Source organism: Chryseobacterium sp. JUb7 (assembly GCF_024806495.1).
Taxonomy (GTDB): domain Bacteria; phylum Bacteroidota; class Bacteroidia; order Flavobacteriales; family Weeksellaceae; genus Chryseobacterium.
This window is the reverse complement of record NZ_JANUFF010000013.1, coordinates 101,357-121,620: the sequence shown is the minus strand read 5'-3', so window position 1 is coordinate 121,620 and position 20,264 is coordinate 101,357. Positions and strand designations below refer to the sequence as shown.

General features: G+C 36.0%; 20 protein-coding genes. 7 read left to right on the top strand and 13 right to left on the bottom strand.

What is annotated here, in order from left to right:
• The first annotated feature begins 430 nt into the window (after window positions 1-430).
• Both M2373_RS19425 and M2373_RS19420 read left to right on the top strand, forming a co-directional pair.
• Window positions 431-1,126 carry a pseudouridine synthase gene (locus M2373_RS19425; protein ID WP_259112917.1) on the top strand — a complete coding sequence of 232 codons (696 nt, stop codon included), beginning with the start codon at window positions 431-433 and terminating at the stop codon, window positions 1,124-1,126.
• 526 nt (window positions 1,127-1,652) lie between these two features.
• The gene (locus M2373_RS19420; RefSeq protein ID WP_259112916.1) at window positions 1,653-2,690 is read left to right on the top strand and encodes a quinone-dependent dihydroorotate dehydrogenase; all 1,038 of its coding nucleotides are present in this window, start codon (window positions 1,653-1,655) and stop codon (window positions 2,688-2,690) included.
• 40 nt (window positions 2,691-2,730) lie between these two features.
• On the opposite strand, the gene M2373_RS19415 is transcribed toward M2373_RS19420, so the two are convergent.
• Both M2373_RS19415 and M2373_RS19410 read right to left on the bottom strand, forming a co-directional pair.
• Complete coding sequence (locus M2373_RS19415; RefSeq protein ID WP_259112915.1) at window positions 2,731-3,618, bottom strand: hypothetical protein; 888 nt, start codon at window positions 3,616-3,618, stop codon at window positions 2,731-2,733.
• 26 nt (window positions 3,619-3,644) lie between these two features.
• Window positions 3,645-4,889: a DUF445 domain-containing protein gene (locus M2373_RS19410; RefSeq protein ID WP_259112914.1), complete on the bottom strand. Its 1,245-nt coding sequence runs from the start codon at window positions 4,887-4,889 to the stop codon at window positions 3,645-3,647.
• 25 nt (window positions 4,890-4,914) lie between these two features.
• On the opposite strand from M2373_RS19410, the gene msrB reads away from it, so the two are divergent.
• Window positions 4,915-5,439, top strand: a complete 525-nt coding sequence (gene msrB / locus M2373_RS19405; RefSeq protein ID WP_409013217.1) for a peptide-methionine (R)-S-oxide reductase MsrB — start codon at window positions 4,915-4,917, stop codon at window positions 5,437-5,439.
• Window positions 5,440-5,567: 128 nt separating this feature from the next.
• Window positions 5,568-6,323 carry a murein L,D-transpeptidase catalytic domain family protein gene (locus M2373_RS19400; RefSeq protein ID WP_259112912.1) on the top strand — a complete coding sequence of 252 codons (756 nt, stop codon included), beginning with the start codon at window positions 5,568-5,570 and terminating at the stop codon, window positions 6,321-6,323.
• 19 nt (window positions 6,324-6,342) lie between these two features.
• Here M2373_RS19400 and M2373_RS19395 read toward each other — a convergent pair whose 3' ends face one another.
• Both M2373_RS19395 and M2373_RS19390 read right to left on the bottom strand, forming a co-directional pair.
• Complete coding sequence (locus tag M2373_RS19395) at window positions 6,343-7,728, bottom strand: HAMP domain-containing sensor histidine kinase (protein WP_259112911.1); 1,386 nt, start codon at window positions 7,726-7,728, stop codon at window positions 6,343-6,345.
• Window positions 7,725-8,414 carry a response regulator transcription factor gene (locus M2373_RS19390; protein ID WP_259112910.1) on the bottom strand — a complete coding sequence of 230 codons (690 nt, stop codon included), beginning with the start codon at window positions 8,412-8,414 and terminating at the stop codon, window positions 7,725-7,727. The genes M2373_RS19395 and M2373_RS19390 overlap by 4 nt, the downstream gene beginning before the upstream one ends.
• 245 nt (window positions 8,415-8,659) lie before the next feature.
• On the opposite strand from M2373_RS19390, the gene M2373_RS19385 reads away from it, so the two are divergent.
• The 3 genes from M2373_RS19385 to M2373_RS19375 are packed head-to-tail and all read left to right on the top strand — an operon-like array spanning window position 8,660 to window position 10,926.
• Window positions 8,660-9,988, top strand: coding sequence for a hypothetical protein (locus M2373_RS19385; RefSeq protein WP_259112909.1), 1,329 nt, complete (start codon window positions 8,660-8,662; stop codon window positions 9,986-9,988).
• A gap of 11 nt (window positions 9,989-9,999) precedes the next feature.
• The gene (locus M2373_RS19380; RefSeq protein ID WP_259112908.1) at window positions 10,000-10,419 is read left to right on the top strand and encodes a Dabb family protein; all 420 of its coding nucleotides are present in this window, start codon (window positions 10,000-10,002) and stop codon (window positions 10,417-10,419) included.
• 21 nt (window positions 10,420-10,440) lie between these two features.
• Window positions 10,441-10,926: a hypothetical protein gene (locus M2373_RS19375; protein WP_259112907.1), complete on the top strand. Its 486-nt coding sequence runs from the start codon at window positions 10,441-10,443 to the stop codon at window positions 10,924-10,926.
• Between the two features lie 126 nt (window positions 10,927-11,052).
• Here M2373_RS19375 and fabF read toward each other — a convergent pair whose 3' ends face one another.
• The 9 genes from fabF to M2373_RS19330 form a co-directional block, all read right to left on the bottom strand.
• Window positions 11,053-12,294 (bottom strand): beta-ketoacyl-ACP synthase II, encoded by a 1,242-nt coding sequence (gene fabF / locus M2373_RS19370; protein WP_259112906.1) that lies wholly within the window; start codon window positions 12,292-12,294, stop codon window positions 11,053-11,055.
• Window positions 12,295-12,720: a PaaI family thioesterase gene (locus tag M2373_RS19365; protein ID WP_259112905.1), complete on the bottom strand. Its 426-nt coding sequence runs from the start codon at window positions 12,718-12,720 to the stop codon at window positions 12,295-12,297.
• A gap of 4 nt (window positions 12,721-12,724) precedes the next feature.
• Complete coding sequence (locus M2373_RS19360; protein WP_259112904.1) at window positions 12,725-13,993, bottom strand: acetyl-CoA C-acetyltransferase; 1,269 nt, start codon at window positions 13,991-13,993, stop codon at window positions 12,725-12,727.
• A gap of 10 nt (window positions 13,994-14,003) precedes the next feature.
• Window positions 14,004-14,609, bottom strand: a complete 606-nt coding sequence (locus tag M2373_RS19355) for a TetR/AcrR family transcriptional regulator (RefSeq protein ID WP_259112903.1) — start codon at window positions 14,607-14,609, stop codon at window positions 14,004-14,006.
• 257 nt (window positions 14,610-14,866) lie between these two features.
• On the bottom strand, window positions 14,867-15,286 hold the full coding sequence (locus M2373_RS19350; protein ID WP_034677843.1) for an OsmC family protein: 420 nt from the start codon (window positions 15,284-15,286) through the stop codon (window positions 14,867-14,869).
• Between the two features lie 85 nt (window positions 15,287-15,371).
• Window positions 15,372-16,238 carry an AraC family transcriptional regulator gene (locus M2373_RS19345; RefSeq protein WP_259112902.1) on the bottom strand — a complete coding sequence of 289 codons (867 nt, stop codon included), beginning with the start codon at window positions 16,236-16,238 and terminating at the stop codon, window positions 15,372-15,374.
• A gap of 210 nt (window positions 16,239-16,448) precedes the next feature.
• On the bottom strand, window positions 16,449-19,136 hold the full coding sequence (locus M2373_RS19340; protein WP_259112901.1) for a TonB-dependent receptor domain-containing protein: 2,688 nt from the start codon (window positions 19,134-19,136) through the stop codon (window positions 16,449-16,451).
• A gap of 65 nt (window positions 19,137-19,201) precedes the next feature.
• Window positions 19,202-19,456 carry a hypothetical protein gene (locus M2373_RS19335; RefSeq protein WP_259112900.1) on the bottom strand — a complete coding sequence of 85 codons (255 nt, stop codon included), beginning with the start codon at window positions 19,454-19,456 and terminating at the stop codon, window positions 19,202-19,204.
• A gap of 133 nt (window positions 19,457-19,589) precedes the next feature.
• Window positions 19,590-20,222 (bottom strand): hypothetical protein, encoded by a 633-nt coding sequence (locus M2373_RS19330; RefSeq protein ID WP_259112899.1) that lies wholly within the window; start codon window positions 20,220-20,222, stop codon window positions 19,590-19,592.
• Window positions 20,223-20,264: the final 42 nt, after the last annotated feature.

Below are 20,264 nucleotides of genomic sequence, written 5' to 3'. Positions count from 1 at the left end.
CCCCCCCCCCCCCCCCCCCCCCCCCCCCCCCCCCCCCCCCCCCCCCCCCCCCCCCCCCCCCCCCCCCCCCCCCCCCCCCCCGAAACTCAAAAAATGAGCTCAAACATGCCGTTCAATCAGGGCTAAATTACTCGGAGATTTCAAGTTTTGTCATAAACTCAAACCTAACGGGTTTTTAAAACCCGTTAGGTTTCTATTCATAGAAAAATCAATAAGTAAAATTAAGAATCAATTACAACCACCTACAATTTTCAATAGTTAAAATTTTTGTTGAGCTTTCCTAAGTGAAACGCCTTTGCGAACTTAAAAACGACTAGTAGTCAAAAAAAATCTTTGCGACCTTTGCGTTTTTAAAAAAAAAATATTTCGGATATTCAAAAGTTTAAAAGTAAATTTTATCAAATAGATTTGAAATCTCTACTTTTGCCCCATGTTAGAAATTCTTTATCGAGACGAACATCTTATTGCCATCAACAAACCCAGCGGATTATTGGTTCATAAATCTTTTTATGCCGGAGAAGCAGATACTTACGCAATTCAGGAATTGAAAAAGCAGATTGGACAAAAAGTGTATCCTGTACATCGATTAGACCGAAAGACGTCGGGTGTTTTGCTGTTCACTTTAGATAAAGATACGCTGAGAATGATGAGCACTCAATTTGAGGAAAAAAAGGTGGAAAAAAAATACATTGCCATTCTCCGAGGTTGGGCAAAAGAAGAAGAAACCATCGATTATGATTTGGTTAATGAAAATGAAGTCAAACAAAATGCCATTACCTATTATCGACGCTTACAGACTTCGGAAATAGATTTACCTTTTTTAAAACATCAGACTTCAAGATATTGTTTAGTCGAAGCGATTCCTGAAACAGGAAGATTTCATCAGCTGAGAAAACATTTTAAACATATTTTACATCCCATTTTAGGTTGTCGTAAACATGGTTGTAATAAACAGAATAAGTTGTGGCTTCAAACATTCGAAATCAGCAAAATGACGCTTCACGCTCACCAATTGATTTTTAATCATCCTATTTCTAATGAAAAAATTACAGTAAATGCTACTATTGACGATGAATTCAAGAGAGTAGGAGATATTTTGAAGTTGGATTTGAGTGCGTATTCGTAGTTTTTATTTAATTCGACAGATCAGTAAACTTCGTCAGTTCGAGTGTTTTTTGTAGCAAAGCGGAGAAAAATGTATCGAGAGCCTTCGAATTACTGACTTCAGCCGTTTAATCAAAAACTTCTCGATACGATTTTTTCAAAATCTACTCAAAGTGACGGGGCTTCATCAAATCAACTTGTTGATTAATACTTTGCTGACTTAAATAACACGTTCAAAAGTTATCTCGCTGATTTTAAGGTTGTATAGATGTTTATATCTCATAGATAGCATTTAAATATCCTTGTCAAGGTTTAAACCTTGACAAGGATGATAGTTATTTCCAGCCGTCTTATTTTTAATACTATTAATTTTCTTAATCCGTAATTCGGCTAAATAAATCTTACATTAAGAAATATCTTCCTGATTTTAAAGATTACACAGATATTTGTGTTTTATAGATGATACGTATAAAACATTTTTACATAAAATATCATATGGTAACCAACCATTAATTTTAAAATGAGTATTTTTGTAAAACTTTTTTTCAATGTACAAATCGCTCATTCGTCCGATTCTTTTCAAATTTGATCCCGAAGAAGTTCATCACTTTACTTTTTCGATGCTTAAAAATTTTGGATTTCTTACCAAATTATTTTTTCCAAAACCGATTGAAGACAAACGTCTGGAAAGAGAAGTTTTCGGATTAAAATTTAAAAATCCTGTTGGATTGGCGGCCGGTTTTGATAAAAATGCTGTTTTGTTCAATGAATTGGGAGATTTAGGTTTCGGATTTGTAGAAATCGGAACGGTAACGCCAAGAGCTCAGGCCGGAAATCCTAAGAAAAGATTATTTCGTCTGATAGAAGATGGCGGAATCATCAACAGAATGGGTTTCAACAATGATGGTCTTCAAGCTGCCATTGAAAAACTGAAAGGTAACAAAGGAAAAATCATCATCGGTGGAAACATCGGAAAAAATACGGATACAAGCCCGGAAAATTACACCCAGGATTATCTGGATTGTTTTGAAGGTCTTCATCCTTATGTAGACTATTTCGTACTGAATGTAAGCTGCCCGAACGTTGGAAGTCATGCCAAACTGGAAGATGTAGAATATCTTCGCGAACTGATTACAGAAGTTAAAAAAATCAACCAGTCAAAATCTGTACAAAAACCAATTCTTTTAAAAATTGCACCGGATTTGAATAATACTCAATTAGATGAAATTATCGAATTGATTGCTGAAACAAAAATCGATGGTATCGTGGTTTCAAATACTTCAGTCAACAGAGAAGGTTTGAAAACATCTCCGGAGACTTTAGCAGAAATAGGAAACGGAGGTTTAAGCGGAAAACCAATCCGAGAGAGGAGCACAAAAATGATTAAATATCTTTCCGATAAAAGCAACAGGGCTTTCCCAATCATTGGAGTTGGCGGAATTCATTCTGCAAAAGACGCGATTGAAAAACTGGATGCAGGTGCTACTTTGATTCAGTTGTACACTGGGTTTATCTACGAAGGCCCGGAATTGATTAATGAGATCAATAAAGAAATTTTAAAGAGAGCAAGCAGATTGCCAAGATAAAAAGAAAGAGAGTTTTTTTAAGCTCTCTTTTTTGTTTCTATTATTTCGATTTTACAACGGAAGCATTTTTCAAGTCTACAGTAATATTATAGGACGAGCTGCTTTCTGTCTTTTTGATGTTGAATTTTAAAATCTTGGAATCCTTATTTCGGGTAACTTTGGTATCGTAAATATTTTCAAGACAGCTTTCTGTCAGAAATTCTTCATAGCTTTTATAATTCCAGTCTTTGGTAAAATACAAAACTCGATAGCCTTTTTCGCCTTCACTTGCACCACACATTCCGCAGGCATTAAAGTTCGAAGAATGTTCGAAATACAATAAAACCCGATTTCCATTGTCTCCTGAAATATAAGATATAAGTTGATTTCCGCCGTGTTTGTTAATGAAATCAAAGGTATTGATCTTTTTGTTATTGGGTAAAATTAAATAATTGTTGTAACGGTAAATCATATCGTTACTTGTGAACAATTTTGCAGGCTGTGTTTTTTTGTTCAGATAAAAGTGACCTGGAACTGGATTTTCTTTGGCTTCATTTTGTTCGAAAACAATTTTTTCTTTAGGATGTAATGCTTCTGCAATTTCTGATGTTTTTTCTACTTTCTGAGGAGAGGTAAGTTGTTCCCTGAAACTTTTAGAGCTCTGCTTTTGCTGATTTCCAAAGTTAAATAAAGACAGCTTTCCATAATCATAGATCCCGGTTAACGGGATTTTCTTTTGGTATTTGTCATAATAATACCATCCGTCTACAAAATACTGATATAAGCTACAATCCGCTATTCCTGCAAAATATAGCTGTATAGTGATAGGAACACCTGCAATTTCACCTTTGAAAACCTGGGATGAATCTGTTACTTTCTTTAATTCAACTTTCTGACAGAGCAAAAATGTTAAACTTAAAGAAAATAATAGCATTAGAATTTTTTTCATGGTTGGTTATTGTCGTTTTAATTTTTTCAGAGGAAGAAATGAGAGATCGTGTAAATGATGAGCCCTACTAAACCGCCCACTAAAGTTCCGTTGACACGGATGAACTGAAGGTCTTTTCCCACTTCAAGTTCCAGTTTTTCGCTTAATTCTTTTCCCTGCCAGTTTCCGACGGTTGAGCTGATGAGGTCACCGAATTGATGGGTGTTTTTCAGAATGTATTTATAAGCGGTTACGCGAACCCAGTGATCAATTTTATTCTGAAGACTTTCGTCAGTTTTTAGATTTTGTGAAAATTCATTCAGATTTTTTGAAAGATAAATTTTTAAGGAAGAATGGTCTTGCTGAAGTTCATCTTTCAGTGTTTTTTTTATAGAAACCCAGATGTCACTTGAATATTCGTCCAGTTTTTCACCCTTCAACAGGTCATTTTTGATATTTTTAAATTCATCTTCCCATTTCGGATCTTCTTTTAGATCAACTGAAAAATCATGAATTTTTTTAGTAATTAAATTCCTGATTTCATGCTCCGGATCTCCTTCTACTTCTTTGAAAAAATCGGAAAGCCCACTTGCGATTTTATCCGCTATTTTATTGTCAACAAACGAAGGAATAAACGAATAGCTGCCTTCTTTCACACGCTTCTGAATCATTTCGTCGTTTTCGATGATGTATTCCTTAAGCTGTTTTGATAAATTCGTTATAATTCTCTGATGATCATTTTTTTCTAGGATATAGCCGATTCCGTTGCCAACAATTTTATTGAGTTTGATATCATCCGTCATTTCAGAAACTTTTTTGCTGATGAAATGACTTACGGAAGAATCATCCAGCTTATTAAGGATGTCTAATACAATATCAGACATGTTTTGGATCAGAATTCCTTGATTTTTTTCCTTGCTAAGCCATTCTCCGACAAAATTTGAAATTTTTAACTTCTGAATATAAGGACGGATATTCTGAGGGGAGAGGAAATTATTAACGACAAAACTTCCTAAATTATCCCCTAATTTCTGCTTGCTGTTTTCAATCAGATTGGTATGGGGAATTGGAAGCCCAAGCGGATGACGAAATAAAGCGGTTACGGCAAACCAGTCTGCCAAAGCTCCGACCATAGCTGCTTCAGAAAATGCACGAACATATCCGACCCAATGGGAATCATTGGTCTTTTGTAAAATAGTTGTAATAATAAATAATGCTGCCATCAGCAGAAATAATCCGGTGGCAAAGGCTTTATATTTTCTTAATTGTTTTCTTTTGGCTTCATCATTCATATTCTCAAATTTAGTAAATTTGGTTATGAAATTTTTAATTTCTGTTATTCTAATCGTTTTTCTGCAATCATGTTCGCAGAATTATCAACCTATCAAAATTACATCTATGGAAAACGAAGCAAAAAACAATCCATACTATTCAAGAACAGATACTACAAAACTTACTATTTCCAATGAGGAATGGAAAAAAATCTTAGCTCCGGATTTATATGCCATTTCAAGAGAAGCTGCTACAGAAAGAGCTTTTACTGGAAAATATAATGAATTCGACGAAATCGGTGAATATTATTGCGCTGTTTGCGGAAATCATTTATTCCGTTCGACTTCAAAATTTTCCAGCAGTTGCGGCTGGCCAAGCTTTTTTGAAGCTGATAAAGAAGGTGTTTATTATAAAAGAGATACAGCATACGGAATGGAAAGGGTAGAAGTGCTCTGTAAAAGATGCGATTCGCATTTGGGACATGTTTTCGATGACGGCCCAAAGCCCACGGGACTGCGCTATTGCATGAATTCGATCAGTCTTGAATTCGTTTCTGATACTCAAAAATAGTGCCTTTAAATCACAAAATCAGGAAGTTAAAGTTTCTTAAATTGAGTTAAACTTTGTGGAGTTATAAGGTCTTGATAATTATGTTTTTATAAATTTGCCCCACTCAATTGGATTTAACATAATATTGAATGAAAGGATTTTATAGCTTATTAGGTATTGTTTACATGGTAACTACTTCATTCTATCTGTCTCCAAGAAAGGCGGTTGTAAAGAATGAAATCAGTACAAAAAAAATTGAAAGATTAGCAGACGCTAAATCTGAAAAGACCTCTACCACAGTATCTTCGTCAGAAGAATTGTACAAATCAATTACATTTGAAGAAGGGCACGAACTTAACGAAGAAGTTTTCTTTAAAGCCTTAACAGGTTTTGAAAATTTGAAGAAAGCTGGTTTGCTTAATCAGGATGCTCATTTATTGACTGTATGTGATTTTTCAATGTCTTCCAATACGAAAAGACTTTGGGTAATTGATACGAACGAAAGAAAAGTATTATTCAATTCACTGGTTGCCCACGGGAAAAATACAGGTGAAGAGTTTGCAACCAACTTTTCGAATACCAACAGCTCTCTTCAAAGCAGCTTAGGATTTTATATCACAGATGCTACTTATAACGGAGACAACGGGTATTCTTTAAGATTGTTGGGGATGGATAAAGGTTTTAATGATGCAGCTTACAAAAGAGCCATCGTAATGCATGGTGCTGATTATGTAAGTGAAGATTTTGCTGCTGTGCATAAGAGAATCGGAAGAAGCTGGGGATGTCCTGCTGTTCCAAGAGATCTGACACAGCCGATCATTAATACTATAAAAGGAAGAAATTGCCTTTTTATTTATTATCCTGACCAGAATTATCTTTCGAAATCAGAATGGTTAAAGTCATAAAAAACAAAAAGCAGTCTACTCAGACTGCTTTTTTATTTTGTGAGACAAACTGTATCGTAAAAGTGCTTCCTCTGGATGGCTCAGATTGTAAGGAAAGATTCCCCTGATGCATTTCGATAATTCTTTTGACAATCGATAACCCGATACCGTTTCCTTTTTCAAAATTTTTATTATTTCCTCTATAAAATAAGTCGAATATTTTTAGATGGTCGGCTTCCGAAATGCCAATTCCATGGTCTATAAAACGGATTTCCAGATTTCTGTTCTGAACTTCAATTTCTACATGACAGTTTTTATCAGAAGAATATTTACAGGCATTTTCCATTAAATTAAGAAAAGCAATCTGAAGTAAATAAGGGTTTCCATGAAAATCATAGTTGCTTTCATCTTTATCCGCCATATTATCCATATAATGAATTCCGATTTTATATGTTGAGTTTTTCTGAAGCAAAGCCACTTTGGCATCTGCCAAAATCTCATCCAAACGAAGATCTACAAAGCTGATTTGTGACACATCATAACTCGCTCTTGCAAAATCCAGCAATGCCGATGAAAGCTGTGAGGCATGATTGGCATCCTGTAAGGCATTATCTATCGATATTTTATAGTCATCCAGTGTTATATTTAGTTCTTTAGCAAGCTCAAGTTCAGCAATTAAGGTCGAAAGTGGTGTTCGGAATTCATGGGAAATGGTTGTCACAAATTGTCTGTGATTATTGAATGATTTCTCCAGACGGTTAAAGGTTGAATTAAAAGTTTCGGTGAGTTCGTAGATTTCATCTTTTGCCTTCGGAACAACCAGCCTTTTGTTGAGATTATGTTCCGAAATATCCCGAATCTGTAGAATAATATCCTTTAAAGGTTTCAGTGTATAATAGGAAAATAAAAAGCCGATAATGAAGATAATAGCGATGGAAATGACGTAGATAATGATAACATCTTTTTTAAATTCTTCGATATGAGCTTTCCCGGTAACATCGGTTGCACTTCCTATAACGTAGAAATTCTCACCGTTAAATTCATATTTAATGGCCATATACTGTCGGTCGCTGTTTTGCCAGGTGATCCTGTTTCGATTGGTTTTAATAATTTTATCCAGATATTTCTGGTTGCTTTCCAATGGCGGAATGTCTGTGAATATCAAAGCCTTATTAGCATCATAAACACTGATGTCAGCTTCGTTTAAAAGCTTTTTGTTGCGCTCGTGGAGTTCCCGGATTTTCGAATCATTAATTTTAGCATCAAAAATAAATTCTGATCTCCATGTAATTTTGTATCCCAAACGGTCATTAAACTCATCTTCCCTGTTTTTTTCTGAAACAAAATAAAGCACATAAGCGAAAACAAAAAGAATTCCCGCAGTAAGGATGGCATAATTGAGCGCTGTTCTGGTAGCTATTTTCATGATTGATGTTTAAAAATAAATCCCATTCCGGGTTTGGTATGAATAAGCTTTTCGTTAAAATCTTTGTCGATTTTCTTGCGGAGATAGGCAATGTAAACGTCAATGTAATTGGTTCCCGTGTCAAAATGATTTCCCCAGACATTTTCTGCTATTTCTTCGCGGCTCAAGACTCTTTCTGCGTTGCTCATCAGAAAAACTAAAAGCTTAAATTCCTTTGGGGTAAGGTTGATTTCTTTATCATCTCTGAAAACACGATTTGTATTTTTATTGACGATAAGATTTTGATATTCAATAATATTTGAAAGCTCATTTTTCTTTGGGGAAGAAGATTTTCTTAATAACACTGCTTTTATTCGGGCATACAGTTCTCTGATTTCGAAAGGTTTTACCATATAATCATCTGCTCCGGCATCGAATCCTTCTATTTTTTCATCAATAGTTCCCAAAGCTGTCAACATGATAATCGGAAGATCCGGATTTTTCTGTTTAATGATTTTGCTTAATTCAATGCCGTTCATTTGTGGCAGCATAATATCAGTAATGACTAAATCAAATGAAATTCTTTCTACCATGACCAAGGCATCTTCCGCGTCTTCCGAAATATAAATCTGGTAACCCTGACTTTCCAGCCCTCTTTTTAAAAGCGCAGAAACACGGGTATTGTCTTCTATAATTAAAACTTTCATGTGAAAATTGTTTCAGGACATTATTTCAATCTTAGAATAAAATAATTATTGCCAATAAGTTGATTGTCAGTTGTCCTTAGATTGTTGTACAAAGGTATTCTATATTTTTATTTTAAAAGAACAGATTAATTGTTTTAATAAATTTCTATAGTTTTTCTAATAGTTTTCTAACGATGTTCCTTGTTTTTCGAGCCTAATTTTGTCCCGTTGAAATCAACAACAAGGATTAAGAAAAAGAAAATATTATGAATAAAAAATCTGTTAAAGTCGGGCTCATTTTAATTTCAATAATGAGCGTTTGCTCAAAAGTTGACGCGCAAAAAAAGAACGATTTTAATAATCCGGGACTTACTCATTATCTGAATGATGAGCATACACGATATGTTTCTTTCAGTGGATACGCCGAGCTTTGGGCGAGATATACGCAGCTCAATCCGGGAAGTTTGATTAATAATGAAGCGAAAACTGATGCCTCAGATTTGTCACTTCGAAGAGTAAGGGTAAAAATGACCTACAAACCGACAGAAAAGTTGATGTTTGTTTTGCAGGGCGGGACAACGAACGTGAATGTAAATGCAAAAGGCAGTAACTATTTTGATTTATTGGATGCTTATGCAGAATATGCTTTTAATGATAAAATTGCTTTTGGAGCGGGACGTTCTACCTGGAGAGGGTTGTCCAGATTTACTACTGGACCTTTGAATACTTTATTGTATGATTTACCAGCCTATGCAACTTCCAATGCAGGAGCAACAGACTACACGGTAAGAGAGTTGGGAGCTTATGTGAAAGGTCAGTTAGGTAAATTTGATTATCGATTGGTTGTGGCAGATCCGTATACGATGTCTACTTCGGATCCTAAATATAATGTAGCCACTTTCAGTAAAAATTCGCCTCATAAAGATTTTTCAGGATACTTCAGGTATGCATTTCTGGATACAGAAAATATTTCAACACCTTTTAATTCCGGAACGTATGGCGGAAAAAAGAATGTTTTGAGCTTGGGTGCAGGTTTCGACTATATTCATAATGCAATGTGGCATCAGGATATTGATAAAAATACAGTGAATGATGATATGAAAAGTTTTGCCGTCGATTTATTTTACGATGCTCCATTAAACAAAGAAAAAGGAACTTCTGTAAGTGCTTACGGAATGGCAATGCACAATGATTACGGACCCAATTATATTCGTTACGTAGGAACAAATAACCCTGCAACTTCTGTGGATGCTTCGCTGGCAAGCCTTAACGGAGCAGGAAATGCAATGCCGGTTATCGGAACGGGGAATACTTATTATGTTCAGTTGGGAGGAACATTACCTTATTTAAACAAAGAAAAAAAGAGTCTTCAGCTTCAGCCTGCGGTAGGAATGCAGTTGTCTGATTTGAAAGGACTTCATGATAACGCGATTATTTACGATGCCGGAATTTCTTTGTTAATGAACGGAATGTCTTCGCGATTGACTTTTGATGCTCAAAACAGACCTGTCTTTACGGGGGATGCCAATAATAATGCGGTTGTTTCCGACAGACAGTGGCAGTTTGTTTTAAAATACAGAATTGATTTTAACTAAAAATAATTACAATGGAAAGAAGAAAATTTTTATTCCGTTCAGTGCAGGCTTCAGCGCTGTTGCTGATTTCAGGAAATATGTTTGCGTCTGCTTTACCTATGTTTAATCCTATAAAAAAGAAAAAAGTGTACTTCCACTATTTGTTGTTCTGGCTCAGAAAAGATTTGTCTGCAGCTGAGGTAAAAGAATTTGAAAATTTTTTTGAAGGTCTCAAAAAACTGCCTTATCAAAAAAATCTCCGTTACGGAAAACCGGCAGATTCAAGCCCGAGAAATGTTTTAGATAACACGTTTACATACAATGCTTCCATGGAGTTTGATACGTTGGAAGAACTTGAAGCTTATGGTCAGCTTCCTGAGCATTTGGCTTTGGTAAAAAAATATAAACCATTCTTTGAGAGAATGTTGGTTCATGATACTGTTTACAATTAAAAATAAAGATTTAAATTTATAATGAAAAATTTCGTTAAAGGCATTAGCCTCGTTTTAGCATTAAGCACTGTTGGATTTATGAACGGACAACAAAAAAAGCATAAAAATATAAGCGTAAGCACTGAAAAGACCAGTGAGTTTATTCCCGCGGTAAGACTGGTGAATAATCCTGATGGCTCTTGTACTTTCGAAAAAGGAAAAATTCCCACTTTAAAGCACATGAATACCACGACTTTCTGGATGAGTAATAAAACAGAAGAGTGGGAGAAGAATGCACATCCGGCTCCAAGAAGACAGTACGTAATTACGTTGAAAGGAAATATTAAGTTTAAAGTGACGGATGGTTCTACCTTTATGATTAAGCCGGGAACTATTCTGTTGGCGGAAGATCTGAAAGGAAAAGGGCATAGCTGGGATATGGTAAAAAGTAAAGAATGGGAGAGATTGTATATTCCTATTGCTGAAGATGCCGATGATTTTTTTATTTCGGATAAAGAAGCCGATTAATTTTTGATAATACTTTAGAGTTTTATATACTTCGTACAATGTTAAAAGCAGTCAAATTTGACTGCTTTTTTTATTTCCTCACACATATCAAACAGATTGGGCAGATGTCTGAGCTTAATTTAGAATTTAAGAAAACTTCTTAAAAATCAAGGTAGCATTATGGCCTCCAAATCCAAAAGCATTGCTCAAAGCGTACGTAATATTCTTTTCCTTAGCTTCTCCAAAGACAATATTAAGATCTTTAGGAATATTTTCGTCAATCTTATGAAGATTAATCGTCGGAGGAACAATTCCGTTTTCAATAGCTTTAATCGAGAGAATAGCTTCGGCCGCTCCGGCCGCACCTAATAAGTGACCTGTCATCGATTTTGTAGCACTGATGTCCAGATTTTTACTTCCTTTGAATAATTTATTAATACCATTCAGCTCAACTAAATCTCCCATCGGAGTAGATGTTGCATGGGGATTAATATAATCGATATCATTTATATTGATTTCTGCTTCATTCATTGCCAGTTGCATCGCTTTGATCGCTCCGACTCCATCCGGATGAGGTGCTGTCATATGATAAGCATCGGCTGTCATGGCTGCTCCTACCAATTCTGCGTAGATTTTTGCACCTCTTGCTTTTGCATGTTCATACTCTTCTAAAATTAAAGCTCCTGCGCCTTCACCCATTACAAAACCGTCTCTGTCTGCATCGTAAGGACGGCTTGCCGTTGCAAAATCATCATTTCTTGTAGACATCGCTTTCATAATGGAAAATCCACCTACAGAAGCCGGAGAAATCGCTGCTTCAGAACCGCCGCTCACAATTACTTTAGCTTTTCCTAAACGAATGTAATTGAAAGCATCCATTATTGCAGTATTTCCTGTCGCACAGGCAGAAATCGTAGTATAATTAATTCCCTGAAGACCAAATTTCATAGAAATCATTCCAGAAGCCATATTGGCGATAAATTTAGGAACGAAAAACGGATTGAATCTCGGTGTTCCGTCTCCAGCGGCGAAATTCATCACTTCACTTTCGAAAGTCCACATTCCGCCTTGGCCTGTTCCCCAGATTACGCCGGTGTCAAAAGGATCCATATTTTCCAGTTCAAGTCCCGAATCTTTCAGCGCTTCGGCTGTAGAATACATTGCATATTGTGAAAAAAGATCACTTCTTTTGATTTCGTTGTGCGTTAAATGAGCTTTTGGGTCAAAATTTTTAACCTCACAGGCAAAGTGTACTTTAAATTTTTCTGTATCAAAGTGCGTGATCACATTCGCTCCACTTACTCCGTTGATGCTGTTTTTCCAGAATTCTTCAACATTATTTCCCAAAGGCGTCACTGCGCCAAGACCAGTAATAACAACTCTTTTCATTTAATTATTGATTTTGAATAAATTAGAGGTTCCTCTTGCAATTAATCGTGTTTTGTCTGCGTTCCAAATTTCGCATTCTGCATTTACAAATTGCTTTCCTCTTTTAATGATTTTAGTTTCAGCTACAATATTATCATTTTCTTTTGCAGTTGAAAAATAATCAATGCTATTATTTATGGTTACGATGAATGTTTTTTCATTTAACGAAAACATGGTGGCTCCAATAACATCGTCAAAAATCGCAGCGGTAACTCCTCCATGCAGATTTCCCATAGGATTCAACCATTCCGGTCTTACGGTGTATTGAAATTCCAATTGCCCTTCTTCTACAGATAAAACGATGGGGTTCAGCCATTTCATAAATGGCGATGGTGACTGATCAAATTCCTTTCCGATGAATTGTTTTAATTGTGCTAATCTATCCATAATTTTATTTTTCTAAAATCATCGTTACCCCTTGTCCACGAGCGGCACAAATGGAAATAAATCCTTTCCCGCTTCCTTTTTCGTGTAAAATTTTAGCTAGTGTTCCGATAATTCTTCCGCCTGTTGCTGCAAAAGGGTGGGCTACTGCAAGACTTCCGCCTTTTACGTTTAATTTATTTCTGTCGATTTTTCCTAATGCTTTTTCCAGTCCGAATTTTTTAGCCAGATCATCATTTTCCCAGATTTTCAATGTTGCTAAAACCTGTGCTGCAAACGCTTCATGGATTTCATAATAGTCAAAATCTTCCAGATTCATTCCTGCTTTTTTCAACATTCTTTCGGCTGCAAAAACAGGAGCCAGCAATAAATTTTGTTGATTTTCAACATATTCAATTCCTGCAATTTCTGAGAAAGTGATATACGCCAAAATCGGTAAATTATTCGCTTTTGCCCATTCTTCACTGGCCAACAAAATTGCAGAAGCTCCATCGGTAAACGGGGTAGAGTTTCCGGCAGTTAAAGTTCCATTTTGCTTATCAAAAGCTGGTTTTAATGTTGCTAATTTTTCTAAACTTGTATCGCGACGAAGATTATTGTCTTTATCTAAACCATAAGCCGGAGTTATCATATCATCAAAAAATCCTTCATCATACGCTTTTGCCATGTTTTGGTGACTTCTAAATGCTAGTTCATCTTGGTCTTCACGGGAAATTTCGTAATATTTAGCAGTTATTTCAGTGTGACCACCCATCACCAAACCTGTTTTCGGTTCTTGTCCTTTATAAGGAATCGGCATCCAGTCTTTCAGTTTCGGACTTAATAATTGCTTGATTTTTCCAAATGTAGATTTTTCTTTATTGGCTTTTAACAAAGCTTTTCTCAATCTTGGCGAAGATTCAAATGGAATATTACTCATGGCTTCAACACCACATGCAATTCCGCTTTCGATCTGACCTAAAGCAATTTTATTTCCGATATAAACGGCTGCTTCAATTCCTGTATCGCAGGCCTGCTGTAAATCACAAGCCGGAGTTGCAGGATCCAGAGAAGTATTCATAACGGTTTCTCGGATGAGATTGCTTTCGGAAATATGCTTGATCGTTGCTCCTCCGGCAACTTCGCCGAGAAGTTTTCCTTTAAGATGGTAACGGTCGATTAAACCATTCAGAGCAGGAAGCAGTAAGTCCTGATTTCCTTTGTCTGTGTAAGCGGTATTCATTCTGGCAAACGGAATTCTGTTGTATCCTACAATTGCCACTTTTTTTGTTTCCATAGCGTGAAGTTTATGATGGAAGTATGTTTAATTCATTGTCAATCATCTGGGTGATTTTGTCTAAAGCAAGGTTTAAAAATTTCTCATCTCCTGTAGTTTTGGATAATAAAATTCCCCCCTCGAGAAGCATGATAAAGAGGGAAGCATATTCCTCAGCATTAGCTTTTTCATTTAAATCTCCGTTCTTTTGACCTTGAATAATAACCGATGAAATTTTTGCGGACCAGTCTTCAAATGATTTTTTAACCTGAATTTTAAGACTTGGAAAGATATCATCGGATTCTGTCGCAGCGTTCATCAACGGACAACCGCCATTTGAAAAAACAGATCGCCAGTTTTTTCTGTAAAAATCTACAAAAGCATGAAGTTTATTCATCGTTGTCGGAAATTCATCGCTGAATGATTTCGACATATTTTTACTCAACAAACCAGAGTTGTATTTGTACACTTCAATGGCTAATTCATCTTTGTTGGCGAAGTTTCCGTAGATACTTCCTTTCGTCAGATAGGTTGCCAGCGCAATGTCAGACAAAGTCGTGGAAAGATAACCTTTGGTATTAAACAAAGATGCCGTTTTCTCGATGATGAATTGTTTTGTCTTTTCTGCTTTTGACATTTTCAACTGATTATGATGCAAATATACAAAAATATACCAATCGGTATATTTATTTTGCAATTATAGATTATCTGTTTAATCTATTGGAATTTAATTATTAGAATTTTAATAGAAGACTAGGTCTAATTAATATAAATAGTTTTTTAAGTTTTTGCTAAAGCTGATTTGATGTTTTTAAATGAAAAAACGGGCTAAAGCCCGCTCCTATTGATGTAGAAGTTAGTACTTCTGTTTTTTTGCTATAAAGTTTGGTATTCTTAGTTAGCCAAAGTAGCTTCCAAAGTAATTTCAAAGTTGAAAGCTGCGCTTACAGGGCATCCTTCTTCAGCGATTTTAGCATATTTTTGAAATTCTTCTTCTGAAATTCCAGGAACTTTAGCCGTTAAAGTCAATTCAGATTTTGTGATTTTTCCGATGTTTGGGTCTAAAGTGATTACGGATTTTGTAGTCAATTCTTCAGGAGTATAACCTGCCTGAGATAATTCTGCACTCAATTTCATAGTGAAGCATCCTGCGTGAGCTGCAGCCAGTAATTCTTCAGGATTTGTCCCAACTCCGTCAGCAAAACGGCTGTTAAAAGAATATTGAGTTTGGTTTAATGTCGTACTTTGAGTCGTGATGTGCCCGTTTCCTTCTTTGATGTTACCGTTCCAAACGGCTGTTGCGTTACGTTTCATAATGTTTTTGTTTTATTTAATGTTGTTTGTTTTTGATGATACAAAGATAGAGTGGTTTATAAGTAGAATAAATAGATAAAAAGACCTAAATATTGTACTTTTTTCCCGAGATATAGGTTTTTTTGAAATTGGTAGGTGTATTTCCGATTTTATTGGTAAAAAGCCGGTTGAAATAAGCAGGATCTTCATATCCCAGATCGTAGGCAATTTCTTTGATCGGTTTATCCGTATAAAATAATAGCCTTTTCGCTTCCAGTAGAATTCTGTTTATGATAAGCTGGTTCGGAGATTCAAGATTTAAACTTTTGAATTTATGAGTCAGTGTTTTGGGTGCGATGTGAAGTAAATCGGCATAATCTGCTACATTGTGTTTTTCTCTGAAATGAGTTTCCAGATATCGGCTGAAGTCGCGAAAAATATCCAACTCATTACGGGGTATTTTTACGGTATCATTATCTAAGTTCTGCTTTTTCCATTTTCGGGTAGCCCGGATGATGATTTGTTTTACATAGGTTCTTATCATTTCCTCTGCGGAAGAATCTTTCCATTCCAATTCTTCTTTGATACTTTGAAATAAATTTTTAATGATTATATTTTCATTTTCATCAAGCTCGACAAAAGGAATTTCAAAAACATTATGGAAAAGAAGTCCGTCACAGGCTACTTCTTTATCATGGATCTGAATGCAGTAGAAATCTCTGTTGTAATATAAAAGGGTAGATTCTTTAATACCTTTCTCAATCTTTAAATGCTGATTGGTTAAAAAGAATAAAGTTGGGTTTTCAATTGCATAGTGTTTAAAATCTATGGTGAGCTCATATCCTTCAGGAACGTAAAAAACTTTGATTTCGGATTTGTATTTATTTTCTCTAAGCGTTTGAAGATTGTCTTCAGAAAAAGTTTCGAAACCCAGTTTCTTGTAGTGGTCTTCAAAGATAAGAGTCTGTGACATAGATTTACTTTATATAAAGATACAAAAAAGCATGGCTTCTTAATTATTAAATTATTGAAACCATGCTTTCATTATTTATATTTCCCCACAGATTTCTCAGATTACACGGATTTTCTGTGAGATTTGTGAAATCCGTGGGAAATTAATTTTAATTAAAAGTTTGAAAAATAATTAAATTTAATCATAACTCAAACTCTCAAACACCCAAACTTAAAAAGTCACATCAAGACCAACGTAAAAATTAGCTTTCATAATCGGGGCATATACCATTCCGCCATCAAAATAATTGCCGAAAGGATTTCTGAAGTCTACAATCGCATTTTTCTGATAATAAGAAGTAAGATTTTCACCTCCGACATAGGCTCTGAGCTTTTTGTTGAAATTTCGTGAAACCTGCGCATTCAGAACAGCATATGATTCAGAATAGGTAGGGAGTTGCAATTCTTCAGGATTCGTTGATGTATTGGGGATTCGTTGTTTTCCTACCCAGTTTAAAGTCGTATCAAAGCTCCAGAACCCGCCTTTATTGTTTTTATTGGTTGAATAAGCTAAATTCACAAAACCTCTGTGCTTAGCCATAAACGGAATTTCTCTTCTTCCATCTATATAATCTGCCTGAACATCATAGTATTTGTAAGCCAACCTTACATCAAAATTCTTAAAAGGTGTAAAATCCCACTGCGTCTGAAAAGAATTGGCGAAGGATTTTCCTTCTAAATTGTAAAAAGTCAGCTGTTGAGGAGAGCGGTCTAAATCTACCAATACCTGATCCTGGAAGTCTGTTCTGAAAAAGTCTGCCACAATTGTAGATTTTCTGCCAAAAATTTTAAACTCCTGTTGTAAACTTACCCCATAATTCCATGCAATTTCAGGTTTTAACCCATAAATATTCCCTCCGTTCTGTAAAATCTGAATCGAACGGTTTGATGCAAAATATTGCTGATTTTCAGCAAAAACATTAGCTGTTCTGAAACCTCTTCCTGCAGAAAGCCTTACAATAGTCTGAGGGGTAAAATCATATTTAAAATTTAACCTAGGTGTGAACTGGGTTCCTGCCAGATTGTGGAAATCAACCCGTGCTCCTGCTACCAAAGTATATTTCAAACCTGTTAAAGTATATTCTGCAAAAGCTCCGGGAACAATTTCGTTCCGCTTAAAATTATCAATGAGGTATTTTTCTTCATAACCGTCATACATGAAGCTTCCACCCACTTTATATTTATGATTGGTATTTCCTAAAATGCTTTCAAAAATTAAATTTGAATAATAGGTGTGCTGTTTTCCCGAATAATTTCTAAGCCCGAAAAAACTGTCCTGCTGATGGTACACATACTGGTTCATCCAGCCTAAACTTTGATAAGGTTTTCCTTTGAAAACATAGCCTGTTTTATTCCAAACCTGAAATCTGGAAATATCAATTCCCACTCCGTAAGCAGGTTGATCATCCTGATCTAAACTTTTATCAAAACCCGTTTGTCCTGCAGTTCTGTTGTCTTTGATGAAATTAATTCCGAAATGAGATCCCAATCCCGATTTTTCAAGATCATTATAGTTTAATAGATATGCTGCATTTATCTGGGTTCCTTTCGGTCTGTCCAGAAAACCATCGTTATTCATATCGGTATTCCCAAAAGTTCCGTTTCCGTGAAGCAGAAAGGTCTGGGACCATTTTTCATTAATTGGAGAAACACTTGTAATATTCGCTTCGGCCCGTCCATTGAAATCAGAAAATAAATTAAGTGACGTTTCCGGAGTTTTTGCATTTTTCAGAAGCTCAGTGTTGATTTGTCCCGTAATACTTTCGTAGCCATTTGTTACGGTACTTCCTCCTTTTGTCAGCTGAATGCTTTCAATCCACCTTCCTGGAATAAAATTCAATCCATAGGCAGAGGCCAATCCTCTGATTTCGGGTAGTAATTCTTTTGTTAAGCTGGTGTACTTTTGGTCTAAACCTAACATTTTAAGCTGTTTTGTTCCGGTCACTGCATTGCTGAAAGAAACATCTACAGTCGCATTCGTTTCGAAACTTTCAGATAAATTACAGCAGGCTGCTTTTAATAATTCTTTTTTATCAATATTAAAAACCAGGCCGGCTTCCTTTTTACTCAGAGATGTGGCTGGTTTTCCGCCTATTACGTTAACGCTTTCAATGCTTTTCTCATGGCTGTCAGGATTTTCAGCTGATGAATGATGATTGCTGTGCTCTGAATGTTCAGATTTTGAACCTTCTTCAACATGGACTTTCGGGTTGGCTTCTCCAAAAGGAATTTCACGGTCATACAGGCAGCATCCCGGTAACCCGCTATATACAGAGTCTGTTGATTTATGCTTTTCATTGTCGTGTCCAACGTCTGCGATTTTCTTTAAAATTTTATCTGCAGAAGTTTTTGAGGCGTCAAAATTTAAAGTAACCATCTGCTTTTCTGCGCTCCATTCTGCCGAACTTGCACCTGCGTCTTTAGCTGCCTTTTCAATTCTTACTTTGCATGATTCACAGTTTCCTTTTACATAAAACTCATTCTCTTTTTTGTTGTGATGATCATGATTTTCAGCAGACTTTGGCTGTAAATCTCTTTCGTAATGACAACATCGGGGAAGACTTTCGTACGTTTCATCGGAGGCTTTAAATTTTTCATTATCATGACCGGCTTCTGCAACTTTCCTCATAACATCATCTGCCGGAACGGTAGAATCTGTTTCTAAGGTTAGTGTTTGTAAATCAATCGAATAGACGGCTGTTTTTGCACCTGCTTTTTTAGCTGTGCTTTCGATTCTTTCTTTGCACATTGCACAGTTTCCCTTTACTTTGAACTGGTTTTGAGAAAGGTTTTGAGCTGATATAAATTGTGTAGATAATAGAAATAGACCAAGAATAATCCTGGAAATATATAATTTCATTTGTTTTAAATTTAGATTAATTAAAAAACTGTTCATTAAAAAATAATGAACTTCTGTTGATTGAATTAACCTATTTTTGGCGGTTGCCAGATTTCTTTCAAACGGTCTGAAATATGAGGATCAGAATACTGAAACTGTAAATTTTTGGTTGATTTGTAGTACGAAATCTCCAGTTGAAGGCTCTTTGAAAAAGGCGTTTCGATAAAAGTGTAGCATGCCACACAGGTTGAGCAGCAATCATCATTGCATGACGAAGATTTCTGTTCTTTTCCATGGTTGTCTTTTGAATGTTCTGAATGATCATTCTTACAGCAACTCATTTTTGAATCTGATTTGCAGCATGTCTCTTGCGAAACCTGTAAATAGAAATCATCCTTAGGAATCAGAAAAATCCCCAGGCAGAAAATAATAGCTATGATCTGAAATAATTTCACAGATGCAAAAATACAAAAATTATGGCAAAGCTTCACCTACTTTTACGCCGCAATTGTGCCAAGGTTCTCCATGCGCAGGGTTTAAAGCAGGCTTAGGACCTGTAGGTGCAGGAGTGGAAACTGGAGGAGTGTTCTGGGCAATTTGCTGAACGGGTTGAGGCTGCGGTGCTGCTGGAGCAGGTTTACTGTTTAATGGCTGTCCAACAGGGATATCGCATCTGTGTCCCGGCTGTCCGTGTGGAGGGTTCATTCCTGCGGCTACTTTTACCGGTTTTCCATCGTTTGGAATAACGAATTTGCCTTTAGGTAAAGTATTTGGATCTATCTGAACGGCATTTGGAACATTATTAACGGCAACATTCTGAGCTGCCGGAGCAGGTTTACTGTTCAAAGGCTGTCCGACAGGTATATCGCATCTATGTCCCGGTTGTCCGTGAGGAGGATTCATTCCGGGTGCGGTAACAGCAGCGGAGCTACTTTGGATAGGCTGAAGACCGGATTGATTAAGTAAAGAAGCTTTTGGAGCGTTATTAACAGTAACACCGGGCTGTTGAATAGCAGCTTCTTCTTTGATGTAGGTTGGTCTTTCGTCTTTTTTGCAAGAGACCATAAATATAGAAATAGCGACTAAACTTAAAAATGTATTCTTCATATCCTGTTGGTATGAAACAAAATTAGCAAAACATTTTTAATT